General features: G+C 50.8%; 13 protein-coding genes and 1 tRNA gene. 7 read left to right on the forward strand and 7 right to left on the reverse strand.

The window, feature by feature from the left end; all coding sequences use genetic code 11:
- Positions 1 to 119 precede the first annotated feature (119 nt).
- The gene (locus EBS36_05470) at positions 120 to 599 is read right to left on the reverse strand and encodes a GNAT family N-acetyltransferase (protein ID NBU32599.1); all 480 of its coding nucleotides are present in this window, start codon (positions 597 to 599) and stop codon (positions 120 to 122) included.
- 175 nt (positions 600 to 774) lie between these two features.
- Between EBS36_05470 and EBS36_05475 the strand changes: the two genes are divergently transcribed.
- The 4 genes from EBS36_05475 (at position 775) to EBS36_05490 (ending at position 4,938) form a co-directional block, all read left to right on the forward strand.
- Complete coding sequence (locus tag EBS36_05475; protein NBU32600.1) at positions 775 to 1,185, forward strand: Hsp20/alpha crystallin family protein; 411 nt, start codon at positions 775 to 777, stop codon at positions 1,183 to 1,185.
- Between the two features lie 140 nt (positions 1,186 to 1,325).
- Complete coding sequence (locus tag EBS36_05480) at positions 1,326 to 3,338, forward strand: hypothetical protein (GenBank protein NBU32601.1); 2,013 nt, start codon at positions 1,326 to 1,328, stop codon at positions 3,336 to 3,338.
- A 66-nt stretch (positions 3,339 to 3,404) separates the two neighbouring features.
- Positions 3,405 to 4,247 (forward strand): DUF3445 domain-containing protein, encoded by an 843-nt coding sequence (locus tag EBS36_05485; GenBank protein ID NBU32602.1) that lies wholly within the window; start codon positions 3,405 to 3,407, stop codon positions 4,245 to 4,247.
- A gap of 184 nt (positions 4,248 to 4,431) precedes the next feature.
- Positions 4,432 to 4,938 (forward strand): DUF3145 family protein, encoded by a 507-nt coding sequence (locus tag EBS36_05490; protein ID NBU32603.1) that lies wholly within the window; start codon positions 4,432 to 4,434, stop codon positions 4,936 to 4,938.
- Here the strand turns inward: EBS36_05490 and EBS36_05495 are convergent.
- The 6 genes from EBS36_05495 to aceE form a co-directional block, all read right to left on the reverse strand.
- On the reverse strand, positions 4,935 to 6,167 hold the full coding sequence (locus tag EBS36_05495) for a beta-ketoacyl-[acyl-carrier-protein] synthase family protein (GenBank protein NBU32604.1): 1,233 nt from the start codon (positions 6,165 to 6,167) through the stop codon (positions 4,935 to 4,937). The two genes, EBS36_05490 and EBS36_05495, sit on opposite strands and share 4 nt — an antisense overlap.
- Positions 6,168 to 6,266: 99 nt before the next feature.
- Complete coding sequence (locus EBS36_05500; protein ID NBU32605.1) at positions 6,267 to 6,509, reverse strand: acyl carrier protein; 243 nt, start codon at positions 6,507 to 6,509, stop codon at positions 6,267 to 6,269.
- Between the two features lie 73 nt (positions 6,510 to 6,582).
- Entirely contained in the window at positions 6,583 to 7,578 is a 996-nt protein-coding gene (locus EBS36_05505; GenBank protein NBU32606.1) for a ketoacyl-ACP synthase III, read from the reverse strand.
- A complete protein-coding gene (locus tag EBS36_05510) occupies positions 7,572 to 8,759 on the reverse strand; it encodes an acyltransferase domain-containing protein (protein ID NBU32607.1) in 1,188 nt (395 codons plus the stop codon). The genes EBS36_05505 and EBS36_05510 overlap by 7 nt, the downstream gene beginning before the upstream one ends.
- Before the next feature lie 87 nt (positions 8,760 to 8,846).
- On the reverse strand, positions 8,847 to 10,040 hold the full coding sequence (locus tag EBS36_05515; protein NBU32608.1) for a PucR family transcriptional regulator: 1,194 nt from the start codon (positions 10,038 to 10,040) through the stop codon (positions 8,847 to 8,849).
- Positions 10,041 to 10,089: 49 nt separating this feature from the next.
- A complete protein-coding gene (aceE, locus tag EBS36_05520) occupies positions 10,090 to 12,819 on the reverse strand; it encodes a pyruvate dehydrogenase (acetyl-transferring), homodimeric type (GenBank protein ID NBU32609.1) in 2,730 nt (909 codons plus the stop codon).
- Positions 12,820 to 13,063: 244 nt separating this feature from the next.
- Between aceE and EBS36_05525 the strand changes: the two genes are divergently transcribed.
- The 3 genes from EBS36_05525 to EBS36_05535 all read left to right on the forward strand — a co-directional run bounded on the left by EBS36_05525 (position 13,064) and on the right by EBS36_05535 (position 14,303).
- The gene (locus EBS36_05525) at positions 13,064 to 13,477 is read left to right on the forward strand and encodes a DUF3052 domain-containing protein (GenBank protein NBU32610.1); all 414 of its coding nucleotides are present in this window, start codon (positions 13,064 to 13,066) and stop codon (positions 13,475 to 13,477) included.
- A 35-nt stretch (positions 13,478 to 13,512) separates the two neighbouring features.
- Positions 13,513 to 13,974: a peroxiredoxin gene (locus EBS36_05530; GenBank protein ID NBU32611.1), complete on the forward strand. Its 462-nt coding sequence runs from the start codon at positions 13,513 to 13,515 to the stop codon at positions 13,972 to 13,974.
- A 252-nt stretch (positions 13,975 to 14,226) separates the two neighbouring features.
- Positions 14,227 to 14,303: transfer RNA gene (locus EBS36_05535), tRNA-Val, on the forward strand.
- Positions 14,304 to 14,361 lie beyond the last annotated feature (58 nt).

Raw genomic sequence — 14,361 nt, forward strand, 5'->3', positions numbered from 1 at the left:
GTTTTTTACGCCTTGACTCATACCCACGGATTATGAGTCCGATGCTCTGACCGACTGAGCTACCGCCCCCGAACGCTTAAGTTTATCGTGTAATCCGCAGACTAAAAACAACGGATGTACTAGTTGGGCAAGGCGGCTAATCGGGATAGCGCGTCTTTCTGAACGCGCATTACAGTCCACTCGTTCATAGCTTCTGCGCCCAGTGATTCGTAGAAATCAATGGCCGGCATATTCCAATCCAGGACCCACCACTGTAGCCTTTCGTACCCTCTAGAAACACAAATATTGGCCAAGTAACTTAGCAAAGCCTTTCCGTATCCGTTGCCTCGATACTCCGGTCTGACAAATAGATCTTCCACATAAATCCCGTGCGTGCCAGTCCAAGTTGAATAGTTCAGGTACCAGACAACAAACCCAACAACCTGGCTTTCAACTTCAACAAAATTGCAAAATACTTGCGGGTGATCGCAGAAAAATGATTTCTCAATATCTTCAATGGTTGCTAACGCTTCATCAGGCGCTTTTTCATAGATCGCCAGATCCCTGATGAAGTCTAAAATCTGGTGGGCTTCGTTAGGTTGTGCTTCTCGAATTCGCATACAAGAGAGTCTAGAGAATTTGCCGAATGCCTGGGTATGCAAAGGGCTATCTCTCGCACATGACCTAAAAGCAATTTTTCTGTTTTTAACTTGCTTATGGTGAAAGTACGCAACTGAACCAGAGTCAATTCGACTACTTCCCCAAGGTTCAGTTGCTTCAGAGAGAGGAAAGAACATGTCAGATTTAGCAATCCGAGATTCCTTGGGTTTATTCGATTGGACACCTCGACTATTTGAATTGGATAGCGATGTGGCAACAATGCGAGTTGAAGAATATGTAGAAGATGGCGAACTCATAGTTAAGGCTGAAATCCCTGGAATTGATCCGGATAAGGATGTGAAAATAACGATGACCGAAGGCCGCCTTCGCATTCAGGCTCGTCGCAGTGAAGAGCGCGAACATCAGGGCGTAGATGCCTTTCGCAGTGAATTTCACTATGGACTTTTTATTCGCGATTTTGTTTTACCTGCTGGCACGGATAAGGACAAGGTAAAGGCAAGCTATCACGCTGGTCTACTAACCGTTCGAATTCCGATGCCAGAGGTAAATGAGGTAACAACAACGATCCCCATCACGCACACCTAATTGTTGTTACCCAGAGGTGCGCGAACCACTCCTTCCTTCCCGTGGTTCGCGCACCATTTCTTTTGCAATCTGAGTGAATTTGCCTAAACAAAGTCAATAATGAAAAAGAGAAATTAGTTGGTAACGAATGTGTTACCTGAATGAATGGGATTACCATCTGGCTGGTTGTTAAAGTGACAATCATGATGGGTCTTAGCACGCAAATTCGTAAGTCCACCGCAATTTTGGCAGCGGTAATTCTGCTGCTGACGCTTGGCATAAACATTGCCGCAACATCACAGACTTCAGCAGTTACCTTGGCACAATTGCCTGCGCCCGCGTCTTGCAATCCAGGAGCAACTCCAACCCCAAGTGTTTCGACATCTCCAGCGCCGATATCTTCGGTTAGCGCTACGCCAACTCCATCGCCAACAGCTACGACAACGGTGACCATTCACTATCGGGCCACAGATGCGAACAAGGTCAACTGGGTTATCTGGTCTTGGGAAGATAAGCCAGGTCAGGTAGGTAAGGATTTTGAATTCACTGGCATGGATGCCTTTGGCTGCATAGCCACAATCACCTACACCCGCGCTGTCACTTCAGTTGGTTTCATAGTCCACCAGAAGAATTCGTGGAATAAAGATGTAGGCAGCGACCGATTTGTTAAAAACTTTGGATCCAGCACACAAATCTGGTTACGCGCTGGCGACGCTCGGATTTACAAGGACATAAACAGTGCATTAAACCCACCGCGCCCAGCTGACCCTGCCTGGACCAAGAATGCAGTCATGTATCAGGTGAATGTGCGCGACTTTACGCCAGCTGGAACCTTTAGGGGAGTCACCGATAATCTGGCTCGCTTGAAGGCAATGGGCATCACAGTTGTGTACCTGATGCCAATTCACCCGATTGGCACACTTAATCGCAAGTGCACCTCCTCGGTAAATGCCAATGTCACGCCACCTGCCTCCATGACCTGCAAGGGCTCACCATACTCGGTAAAGGACTATCAGGCAGTCAGTCCCGATTACGGAACCCTTGCCGACTTTAAACTGCTGGTAAATACAGCGCACGCGCTTGGCATCAAAATTGTCCTTGACTGGGTAATCAACCACACCGCTTGGGACAATGTTTGGACTGCAAACAATAAGCCTTATTACCTCACCGATTCAACAGGCAAAATGAAGCCGCCAATGGCTGACTGGGCGGACGTGGTACAACTTGATTTCAGCAATGCTGCGATGCGCACAGCTATGATCAACGCGATGAAATTTTGGGTGACTGGTTATGACGTTGATGGTTTCCGACTTGATTATGCAAGTTCCCCATACATCTCACTTGATAACTGGGATCAGATGGCGACAACGCTGAATGCAATCAAGCCATTATTTTTCCTGGCTGAAGCGGATAGTTATCAAGCGTTGCTACAAAGCGCTTTTGTCTCGGATTACAACTTGCCGTTCCTGTACAGCTTCCTGAATAGCGTTGGCCAAGGCGGTGGCTCAAAGGGTAACTTCACTTATCAGGTACAGCGCTTAACTTCGTACTACCCGGCAAATACATATCCGACCAACTTCATAACAAATCACGACTGGAACGCTTGGTATGGTACCGAGTTTGAGCGGATGGGCTGCAACAAGTCCAGTGGTTCGCTATGTACTGATAGCCCCGCCGTCGCCGCAACCACAACTTTGACTGCGCTGTGGAAGGGCATCCCAATGCTCTACAACGGACAAGAGATTGGACTGTCTCGACGACTCGAATTTTTCTTGAAAGATCCTATTGTTTGGCCAACAGCGCTTAACCCAAAGGTGTCAACTACTTGGAACACAGCATCGCCGTGGATTAGGTTTTACACCAAACTTTTTGACCTGAAGGCAAAAAATGAAGCACTGGCCAGTGGAAACTTTGGCGGTGATGTAGTTGAAGTGCCTAACAGTGCTGACAAGGTTATTTCATTTACTCGAACCAAGAACGGCAACACCGTGCTCGTTGTGATGAATATTTCCAAAGATCAGTCACAAACAGTTACTGTCACTACCGGGCTGACCAACCAAAGGTTATTCCGATATTCAGACGGCGCTGCTACCACAATCAATGGCGATCTCTCTTTAACCCTCAAGCCATTGCAATACGAGATCTATTCAACGGTAGCCACCACGGTCAAGTAACAGTAAGTAGCTGCTCACACCGGTCTAATTGCTGACACACCGCAAGCTTTGGTGTAAAGATTAACTGTGCCTAAAAATTTCGATCAGTATCTGCCGCTTGATGGCAGACCATTCACGATTTCCATGGGATTGCGGGCACTAAATCTGGAAAATTGGCTCGAACGCGATGATAACTATGGCGATGAGATTGCCTTAAAGCGAAAACTATATGCCGAACAGGCCGAGCAGGTTTTTGCCGTCCTACCAGAGGGCCTGGTGGGCAGCACTGAGACTCTGGAACTTATCAGTAATCAACTAAGCCACTGCGATGTATCAAATCAGGTGTTCGAACCCGAGTTGCACCCACTACATTCGGCAAGCTTGCTGGTACAAGAAGACTTGTGCGTCATGTCGAAGTTGGCTGGCCAGTGGAAGCTAACTGCTGCCTCGGTTTGCTTTCCTAGTCGCTGGGACCTGACTGAGAAAATTGGCACCTCCCTTGCACAAATTCATGCACCAGTTCCGCATTATGCCCAGCGCATCGGGCCGGCTACTGATGCGATGTTCGACAAGTTTGATGTCGAGCGTCCAGTCTGGCGATTGAATTGGACCATTCTGGACAATCCCGAACTATTTCAGCCCCGGGTAATCAGTGGCGAGCTTGATCCAGAGTCCTCGCTTGCGCAGTTTGCCCAAAATCTCTACCTACGCATCGAGCGTCAAACTTTGCGGGTATTGCCAGTTTCCAAGGATGTGCTATTTACGATTCGAACCTATGTAGATTCACTGGCAGCTATTGCGCAACGCTATCCAGAATTTCAGGCAAATATCGCCCAAACCCTGCAGGCGGTCAGCCCAGAGACGCGAACCTATAAAGGCTGGGACCGCCTCTGGGATAAGTTGCAGGACTGGTCGGCGGCGACACAGTAAAAATAGCTAGATCCAAATCTCCCTTAGATATCTGGCCAATTTCGACTTCCACGATTCCCCAGACCCCAATTTGCCCAAAAAACTAGCCAAAAGTCAGGTGCAGGGGCTATTCTCGGGCTAACAAACCATTTGGTGCGGGCCCACGCTGGGGAAGGCATGTGGCAGCAACGAATGGAGGAAGCCGATGGCGACATCAGCGACAACCCGAGGTGTGATTTTCATTCACAGCACCCCGCGGGCATTATGCGCTCATTTAGAGTGGGCGATTGGCAATGTACTTGGCAGCCAAGTCAATCTCGAATGGGTTGACCAGCCGGTGGTTAATCAAGCAGTTCGCTCCGAACTATCTTGGGCCGGTGCCCCTGAAGTAACAGAGCGTCTAGTTTCCGCGCTTCGCGCATTTCCACACATTCGATTTGAAGTAACCCAAGAACCCTGTCAAGGCTTTGACGGTCAACGCTATGTCTGCACGCCATCGCTTGGCATTTTGCGCACGCCCATGGGGGTTTATGGACAGGCATATGTTGAGGAAGATAAGGCCAGATCTGCTGTTAATACCGCAGTTGCTGAAGGTAAGTCACTTACCGAAGTGCTAGATGAACTTTTAGGCGGGCCTTGGGATCGAGAACTCGAGCCGTTTCGAAATGCCAGCGAAGCCATGAGTGTTCGCTGGCTCCATCAAGTTGGCTAGTTGCTCTTAAAGGTCAGCACAACATCGTGCCCACCAAAACCAAATGAATTGCTCATCCCAGCAATATCACCGGCAGGCAAGTTTCGTGGCTCTTTAACTATTACATCGATATCAACTTCTGGATCAACATCGGTCAAGTTAGCTATTGGCGGTGCTACACGATCTTTGAGTGCAAGAATTGTCGCAATCGCAGCCAGGGAACCTGCGCCGCCAAGCAGGTGGCCGGTTGCGCCCTTCACCGCGGTAACGCTTGCATGATCAGCATGCAAGCCAAGAACTTTGCGCACTGCCTTAGCCTCAGCAACATCGCCAGCCGGCGTACTTGTGGCATGGGCATTGATGTGAACGATATCACTAGGCGTTAAGTCTGAATCAACAAGAGCCCGATTTATCGCCAACATTACGCCACGACCTTCTGGTTCTGGCTGCGCAATGTGATGGGCGTCAGCAGCCAAACCTTGACCACCGTAGATTCCATAAACTTTTGCGCCACGAGCAGCGGCATGTTCTGCCGACTCTAAGACAACAATGCCGGCCCCTTCGCTCATGACAAATCCATCGCGGTTCACATCAAACGGACGTGACGCACTTGCTGGATCATCATGGCGGGTTGAGAGTGCGCGCATTGCACCGAAGGCTGCCAAGGTAAGTGGATGGATGCAACCTTCAGTTCCTCCGCAGATTACGACATCAGCGCGCCCGGTGCGAATCATCTCAGCACCGTAGCCAATTGCCTCAGCACCAGATGCGCATGCTGAAACCGGAGTATGAACTCCAGCCATTGCGCCAAACTCTAAGCCGAGAACTGCCGCTGGGCCATTTGGCATGAGCATCGGCACGGTCATCGGCGAGACGCGCGACGGACCTTTAGTTTGAAGAATTTCGTACTGCTCCATCAGCGACACAGCACCACCAACTCCGGTAGCCACCGCAACGCCGAGCCTCTCTTGGTCTACCCCTGGAGCGCCAGCATCTGCCCAAGCTTCACGAGCAGCAATCAGCGCTAGTTGCTGTGAGCGGTCCATCTTTCGGATTTGGTGTGCTTCCAAAACTTCACTGGGATCCACTGCTACCGGTGCAGCGATGCGCGCTGGCAACTCAGCAAACCTTTCTTCGGTTAAAAGGATTGCCCCAGACTTACCGGCAAGCAACCCAGCCCAAGTTGTTGGAACGTCACCACCTAGTGGGGTAGTAGCTCCAAGACCCGTTACGACAACGGTGCGACTCATGATGTCGACCTTCCTTCAAATTTGTTCAGGTAATTTAAGCTTCTTAATTGGATCTAGGTGGTGGGTAGCTAATGGCCACCCACCACACCAAAGATCTGATTACTGCTTGTTCGCAGTGATGTAATTTACTGCGTCGGCAACAGTGTTTAGGTTCTTAACCTCTGAGTCTGGAATGGTTACGCCAAACTTCTCTTCGCACAACATGACAACTTCAACCATTGACAATGAGTCAACGTCTAGGTCATCAACAAAAGACTTTTCCATCTCAACGCTTTCTGCTGGAATGCCAGCAACTTCGTTCACGATAGAAGCCAAACCGGCTAATACGTCTTCCTGTGACATGTGTTTCTCCTTCTTGGTGACGGCAATCCGTGGGTTTACGAATTGCTACCGTTTACCTCGCGGTAACCGGAACTTAGGGGACCCGAGCAACTTGCGCTGCAAAGGCTAGACCAGCACCGAATCCAACGAGCAAGACTAGGTCGCCAGAAGCGACTTCCCCTTGCTCTCTGAGTCGATCTAGTGCTAGTGGGATAGAAGCAGCAGAAGTATTGCCAGCAGACTCGATGTCACGAGCAATAGCCACTGTTTCTGGGAATCCGAGTGTCTTAACAAGTGCGTTGGTTATTCGCATGTTGGCTTGATGCGGCACGAAAGCTTTTATGTCTGCCGGAGTTACTTGGGCCGCGGCTAACGCGCGCTGGCAGACATCGCCCATCGAACTAATGGCCCAGCGGAACACCGTTTGACCTTGCATGGTCAGCACAGAGTTAGTCTTTTCTCGGCCCGCGGTAAAGGTATCTGGGCTCATGATGATGGCCTCCATTTGGCTGCCATCTGCGCCCCAAACGGTGGGCCCGATGCCTTGCTCGGCTGTCTGCCCGATCACAACTGCGCCAGCGCCATCGCCAAAAAGAAAGGCCGTGCCTCGATCATCAAAGTCAATGACTTCGCTAATTTTTTCGGACCCAACCACTAATACTTTTTTGGCAGTGCCAGCGCGCACTGCTGCGTCGGCCAGACCAATCGCATAAGCAAAGCCAGCACAAGCCGCGCCAACATCCACGGCTGCGGCATTTGTCGCTCCGATTGCAGCGCTGACTTCAGCTGCCGCCGACGGAGTGGCATAACGATGAGTGAAGGTTGCTAGCACAACCAAATCAATCTCACTTGCTGAAACCTTTGCATCGGCAAGCGCAGCCAATGCTGCCGCCATTGCCATACTAGAAACTGTTTCTTCGGGGGCGGCATAGCGGCGTTCGATGATGCCAGAGCGCTCGCGAATCCACTCATCAGACGACTCAATTCGCGCTACTAGCTCGGTGTTAGGAACAACTCGAGTGGGTCGGTAACTTCCAAGTCCGAGCAGTCCCGCATGCGAAGTCGCGTGGGGTGTGGCGATTACTACCATGCTTCACTGCCTGGCTTGAGTCGAACAATGAGTTCACCTGGATTTACCTCAGCACCATCAGCAACCAACCATTCGCCGATCTTGCCGCCGTAAGGGGCTTCAACTGGGTAAGTCTCGCCATCGGCATGCACCACTCCAATACGGGTGTTTTCATCGAGTTCGGTGCCAACTTCAGCAGTGCAAATGCGCTCGAATACCCCTTTTATCGGCGAGAGCACCACACGCCAGGTAGGCAAGTCTTTGATGTTGCTAGGGGTTCCATGTTTAGCCACAAACTCGGTAGCCGCTGGCAAATCTTCAGGAGTGTTGAGTGTGAAGGTCTCTACGCCAGGCATACCGCGCTTTGCCAGGCCAGCCAGAATTCCGGCCGGGGGCAGCTCAATTAGGCCAGTTACCCCTAGGTCAAGCATGGTCTGCATACACAGATCCCAGCGAACAGGATGGCTAACCTGGCGAACAAGATGGCGTAACACCGTGCGACCATCATGCACCACCGTGCCATCGGCATTTGAGAGCAGGTTAATTCGCGAATCCTCAGTGCTAATTGCCTTTGCATGGTTAGCCAGGACTTTAACTGCCGGCGCCATGTGGTTTGTGTGAAACGCCCCAGCAACCGCAAGTGGGCGAATCCGGGCACCTTCCGGGGGGTTAGCCGCTAAGACAGCAAGTTCGTCTAGAGTTCCGGCGGCTACTATCTGGCCACCACCGTTATCGTTTGCTGCAGTTAAACCTAGTTTTTTGATTGTTGCTAATACATCAGCACGATTGCCACCCAGCACCGCGGTCATACCGGTCGGGGTTACGGCTGCTGCTTTAGCCATGGCATTGGCGCGTTCGCGAATAAAAACCATGGCCTGTTCGGCGCTGAGCACATGAGCCGCTGTCGCAGCAGTAATTTCACCCATGCTGTGACCAGCGCCAACACTTACCTGCTGTAGCGCTTGACCACGATTCGGGAAAAGCTCAAGTAGGGAAACCATGCCCACGCTGGCAATCAGGGGCTGGGCAATAGATGTGTCCTTGATAGTGTCGGCATCACTGACAGTGCCGTGCGTTACCAAATCCAGACCCGCCACAGTACCGAGCCAACGCATGCGATCCTTAAAGCGCGGAACCTCTAGCCAAGGGGTCAAAAAACCGGGGGTTTGGGATCCTTGACCTGGGGCAACAACTGCAAGCACGTTCTCTAGTCTTCCGTATAGAGTTTCGCTAAATGAGCAAGCGAATCACTAAATTCTACTGCATTTATTTGTAGGTATCCTACAAAACTAGCCCAATCTCCCCAACATTAGCGCCAACCGCAGAGTTAAAGCGTCTTGTGGACTCAGAGGGTCAAAGCCCGTTACCTCGCCGACTCGCTTGAGACGATAGCGCACGGTGTTCACATGGACAAAGAGTTGCCGAGCACAGCCCTCGATTGTTGGGGCTTGCTCGAGGTAAGTAGCTAGAGTTTCGCGCACGTCTTCGCGCAGTTCGTTATTCAACTTTGTAATCAGCGGTTGCAATGCTTCTCGATCACCAGTTAGCACACGAGCTGAAATAAGTTCATCGTGACTGAGCACCCGGTCAGTAGGCTTCACAAGCGCAGTTGCTCGGTAAGCGGACAACGCTGGCTGCACACTTGCGTTAGCAATCCTGATATTGGCAACAATCGGTCCATTGATGATTGTTCCTGGACCGAAGTGGGTGAGAAATGGTTTTATTTTTGTTGTCGAGAGATACTTCTCTGCACTTGCCCCGAGCACAATAATCATTTGGTTACTCTGGATGCCGACTAAGACATCCAAATTCTGATTTCGCGCAGTGCGACGAATCTGCTCGATATGAGTTTCGACGGGCATTCGACTTTGGGGGACAGGGCCGACCAAAGTAGTAACTGGCTGATCGATGTGCCAGCCGGCAGCCGATGCTCGCGATTCGATTGTATGTTCGGGCTCAGCTGAGACGATGGCATCAAGCATCAAATCCTGAAGTCGCGCATCCCAGGCACCTCTTGACTCAGCAGCACTGGCGAATACTTCTGCGGCAGCAAATGCGATTTCGCGCGAGTAGCGCAATAAAGATTCACGCAGGTAGGCCTGCCGAATCCGGTTGTCACCGGCGATTTCGGCGACCGATTCTTCAACTACCGACATGATGGTGCGCACCAACTCAACGGTCTGTTGCAGAGTCAAGGCTCGGGCAAGTTCTCGCGGAGCATTGGCAAACAAACCACCGACATCTGAGGTATTGATGCGCTCAGAGCCAAACCAGTCAACAAATGAATTGACGCCCGCTTCGACGATTGAGCCAACTGATGCGCGTTCGTTGGCAGACAGTGCCTGAAACCAAGGGACAGAATCTTCCATCCGAGACATTGCTGAACTTGTTAGAGCGCCAGTCATGCGGTGTACTCGACGAGCCAGAACACTGCGCTCGGCATCTAAGCGCTCGGCACTCAAATACAGCGAAGACTCAGTCATGTATTAAGTCTGACAGGTCAATCAAGCAACTGACGGTAAGGGCCTAAAATCAGCCGCCACCTTCAGTGTTACCCGCATTGGCGGCCTTTGGATCGGCTAGTTGATACCGGTCAATCGCTTCTTGCAGTACATGGGACTCGACTTCACCACGCTTTGCTAGTGCGGTTAGAGTCCGGACAACAATACTCTGGGCATCAACCAAGAAGTGACGACGAAGTGCGCCGCGCGTATCTGACATACCCCAACCGTCTGTTCCTAGCGAAACAAAATCTGTCGGTACCCACTCACGAATCTGGTCTTGGACCGCACGCATGTAGTCCGAGACCGCAATTACCGGGCCGTTGATGCCCGCAAGTTTTTCTGCAACATAAGCAGTGCGCTTGTCGTTGGGATTAAGTAAGTTGTGGCGGTCAACTTCTAGTCCATCGCGGCGAAGTTCATTCCATGAGGTAACAGACCAAATGTCAGCAGATACGCCCCACTCGTTAGCCAAAATCTGTTGCGCCTCAAGTGCCCAAGGCACAGCCACGCCCGATGCCAACACATGTGCCTTGGGTCCATCCTGCTTACCCGGTGCATACAGATAAAGACCGCGCAAAATGCCGGCTACATCAACATTTTCAGGTTCAGCTGGTTGCGCAATGGGCTCGTTGTAGACGGTTAAGTAGTAGTAGATGTTTTCAGAATCTTCACCGTACATGCGGCGTAGTCCATCTTGCATGATGTGCGCGATTTCAAAACTGAAGGCCGGATCGTAAGAAACCACAGCAGGGTTTGTGGCAGCCAGCAGATGTGAATGTCCATCTTCATGCTGTAAGCCTTCACCATTTAGCGTGGTGCGACCAGCGGTTGCGCCTAAAACGAAGCCACGAGCCATCTGATCACCAGCGAGCCAGAATGCATCCCCGGTGCGCTGGAAGCCAAACATGGAATAGAAAATGTAAATCGGAATCATGGGCTCGTCTTGTGTCGAGTAGCTGGTGGCTACCGCAGTCCACGAGGCAACCGATCCAGCCTCGTTGATTCCTTCGTGCAAAATTTGTCCAACTTCAGATTCTTTGTAAGAAAGCATCAGTTCGCGATCAACAGACATGTACTGCTGGCCGTGAGGAGAATAAATCTTTAGCGTCGGGAAGAAGCTATCCATGCCGAAAGTTCGAGCTTCGTCTGGAATGATCGGGACAATCCGCTTACCGATATTTGGATCGCGTAGCAAGTCACGCAACAGCCGGACAAAAGCCATCGTGGTGGCCACAAGTTGGTTGCCTGAACCACCTTTAACATCCTGATACAACTCATCACCAGGCAAGGTCAACGCCCTTGATTTGCCTCGGCGCGCTGGAGTGTATCCACCAAGAGCTGCTCGACGTTCGTGTAAATACTGGATGTGTGGATGGTCCTGTCCAGGATGAAAATACGGTGGCAAGTAAGGATCGAGCTGATCGTCTGCAACAGGGATTTCCAGAGTGTCGCGGAACTTACGCAAATCGTCGACCGTGAGTTTCTTCATTTGGTGTGTGGCATTGCGACCTTCGAAGTGTGAACCAAGGGTCCAACCTTTAATGGTCTTAGCCAAAATTACTGTAGGCGTTCCCTTATGCGCTAACGCAGCTGCGTAGGCAGCGTAAAGCTTCTTTACATCGTGACCGCCACGACGCAGTCCCCAGATTTTTTCATCCGACCAGTCGGAAACCAATGCCTTTGTGCGAGGATCGCGGCCAAAGAAATTATCCCGAACGAAAGCTCCACTTTCAGTCTTGAAAGTTTGGAAGTCACCATCAGGTGTGCGATTCATTAAGTCGATAAGTGCACCGTCAGTATCTTTAGCCAGCAGTTCGTCCCAGCCACTTCCCCAGACAACTTTGATTACATTCCAACCTGCACCGCGGAAGTGCGCCTCAAGTTCCTGAATGATTTTTCCGTTGCCGCGCACTGGACCATCAAGTCGTTGCAAGTTGCAGTTAATAACGAAAGTTAAATTGTCTAGCCCTTCTCGGGCAGCGATGCCTAGCGCTCCAAGCGATTCAACTTCATCCATTTCACCATCACCAAGGAACGCCCAGACGTGCTGTTCAGAAGTGTCCCTTATGCCACGGTGCTGCAAATAGCGGTTGAATCTTGCTTGGTAGATCGCGTTGAGCGGACCAAGACCCATAGAGACCGTTGGGAACTGCCAAAACTCGGGCATTAATCTTGGATGTGGATAGCTTGGCAAGCCATGTGGGGCACCCGAAAGTTCTTGACGGAATGAGTCGAGCCGCTCTTCGCTAAGACGACCTTCTAGGTAGGCACGAGAATACATGCCAGGCGAGGCATGACCCTGGAAGAAAATCTGATCGCCACCACCAGCATGATCGGAACCTTTGAAGAAATGGTTAAAGCCGACTTCATACAGCAGAGCACTGGACGCATAAGTTGAAATGTGGCCACCAACGCCAACTCCTGGTCGTTGGGCACGATGCACCATAATTGCCGCATTCCACCGGGTGTAGGCCCGAATGCGTCGTTCATACTCTTCATTGCCTGGAAATTCTGGCTGTTCATCTGGCGCAATAGTGTTGATGTAATCGGTGGTCGTAATGTTTGGCATACCGACGTTGCTATGCGCGGAGTGTTTCAGCAACGACAACATAATCTGCCTAGCGCGGTGTTCACCGTGTTTTGCAATAAGTGCATCAAGTGATTCGCGCCATTCTCGAGTCTCTTCTGGATTGCTATCGAAATATTGAGTAGAGATGGCGTTAGCCAGTAGCGAATCGCGATCTGGACTAGTAGTCACTTGCGCACCCTTGCTTTCATGTCGGTGGTCCTGGTTCGCAGGCTCACGGATTGCACTGGAGAGGACTGCCGTTGTTCAGCATCTAAACCGCCAGTGATTAGACCTTTGCATCTCCTATTGTGGCGGATAAGGGGGCTGATTGGCGAAGTGGCACCGAGTTTTGTAGGTGCTGTGCAAAAAGGGCAGGGTGATGAATATTGGGCAATGAGTTGCTTATTTATCGATACTCCTGTGGACTAGGGATGTGAGTTCGCAAGAAGGGGCAACCCAAGGGTTGGCAGGTAAATTCGGTTTTACCGAGGGACTAGTAATCCAGCAAGTTGGATTCGCAGATGACTGCGAACAGGCAGTCTCAGAAGCGGTGGCAACAGTTGCCGAACTGGTTGATGAATCGTACGAGGACGTCGTTGACGGCGTACTGCTTTGGTTTCGCGCCGATGATGGCGATTTGGTCGACGCGCTGATGGACGCGCTAGTTGAGCTGACTGAAACTGGCGTCATTTGGTTAATGACGCCAAAAGTTGGCAGGCCCGGCCACATTGAGCCGAGCGACATCGCGGACGCAGCCCCAACTGTTGGGCTAGCCACCACCAGCACCATCAATGCAGCTGCCGATTGGCAGGGCACTCGATTGGTCTCACATAAAGCGCGCCGTTAAAGTCCTGTTAAATTCAGTTTGAGAATTGAGGAAAGATGTCATCGTTAGTTGGGCAAGAGGCTCCAGATTTCACATTAAAGAATCAATTTGGACAGGAAGTAACCCTGTCTGATTACCGAGGCAAAAAGAATGTCGTTTTAGTTTTCTTCCCAATGGCATTTACCGGCATCTGTACAGACGAGTTGTGTGAGTTGCGCGATCGTAAACAGATTTTTGAAAGTGAGGATGTGCAAGTCCTAGGCATCTCTTGCGATAGTTCTGCTGCCCAAAAAGTTTTTGCTGATCAGGAAGGTATTTCTTATCCACTACTTGCGGATTATTGGCCACATGGTGCAGTGGCAAGCTCATTTGGATCATTTAATGAGCAACTAGGATTTGCAATCCGCGGAACTTTTGTGATCGATAAATTGGGCATCGTACGATGGGCAGTTATCAATGGCCCAGGTGAAGCTCGAAATGCCGATGATTACGAATCCGCACTTGCCAACCTCGATTAATATTTGTTGCTAAATCAGTACCGATTTCAACTAAAAAAATCCCTTGAGGGCTAACACTTTTTTGCTAAAAGGTGCGCTTAATCCAGCACAGGCGGACAATCAAAGTTAGTCGTGCGCTGGAGTAGACCCGAGACTCTCCAGTGCACGACATCTCAATTTTGAGGCTGGTCTAAAAATGCTGCCTCGTCTACCAACTTTGTCAGTTCAACCTCTGGCAGGTAAGGTAGTACAGCGCTGGTAACAGTGTGACCCGGGCGCTTAGCTCAGTTGGCTAGAGCATCTCGTTTACACCGAGAGGGTCAGGGGTTCGAGTCCCTTAGCGCCCACCGATATAGTTGTCCAAATCAATGCGGATCGCCTGTTTCTATTCTCTGGCAGACCTCTTTG

The organism is Actinomycetota bacterium, assembly GCA_009923495.1.
GTDB lineage: Bacteria > Actinomycetota > Actinomycetes > S36-B12 > UBA5976 > UBA5976.

What these genes read in the sequence shown, in the direction of transcription:
- EBS36_05470 (NBU32599.1), bottom strand. Translation starts at nt 599, where the DNA reads ATGCGAATTCGAGAAGCACAACCTAACGAAGCCCACCAGATTTTAGAC.
- EBS36_05475 (NBU32600.1), top strand. Translation starts at nt 775, where the DNA reads ATGTCAGATTTAGCAATCCGAGATTCCTTGGGTTTATTCGATTGGACA.
- EBS36_05480 (NBU32601.1), top strand. Translation starts at nt 1,326, where the DNA reads ATGAATGGGATTACCATCTGGCTGGTTGTTAAAGTGACAATCATGATG.
- EBS36_05490 (NBU32603.1), top strand. Translation starts at nt 4,432, where the DNA reads ATGGCGACATCAGCGACAACCCGAGGTGTGATTTTCATTCACAGCACC.
- EBS36_05495 (NBU32604.1), bottom strand. Translation starts at nt 6,167, where the DNA reads ATGAGTCGCACCGTTGTCGTAACGGGTCTTGGAGCTACTACCCCACTA.
- EBS36_05500 (NBU32605.1), bottom strand. Translation starts at nt 6,509, where the DNA reads ATGTCACAGGAAGACGTATTAGCCGGTTTGGCTTCTATCGTGAACGAA.
- EBS36_05505 (NBU32606.1), bottom strand. Translation starts at nt 7,578, where the DNA reads ATGGTAGTAATCGCCACACCCCACGCGACTTCGCATGCGGGACTGCTC.
- EBS36_05515 (NBU32608.1), bottom strand. Translation starts at nt 10,040, where the DNA reads ATGACTGAGTCTTCGCTGTATTTGAGTGCCGAGCGCTTAGATGCCGAG.
- EBS36_05530 (NBU32611.1), top strand. Translation starts at nt 13,513, where the DNA reads ATGTCATCGTTAGTTGGGCAAGAGGCTCCAGATTTCACATTAAAGAAT.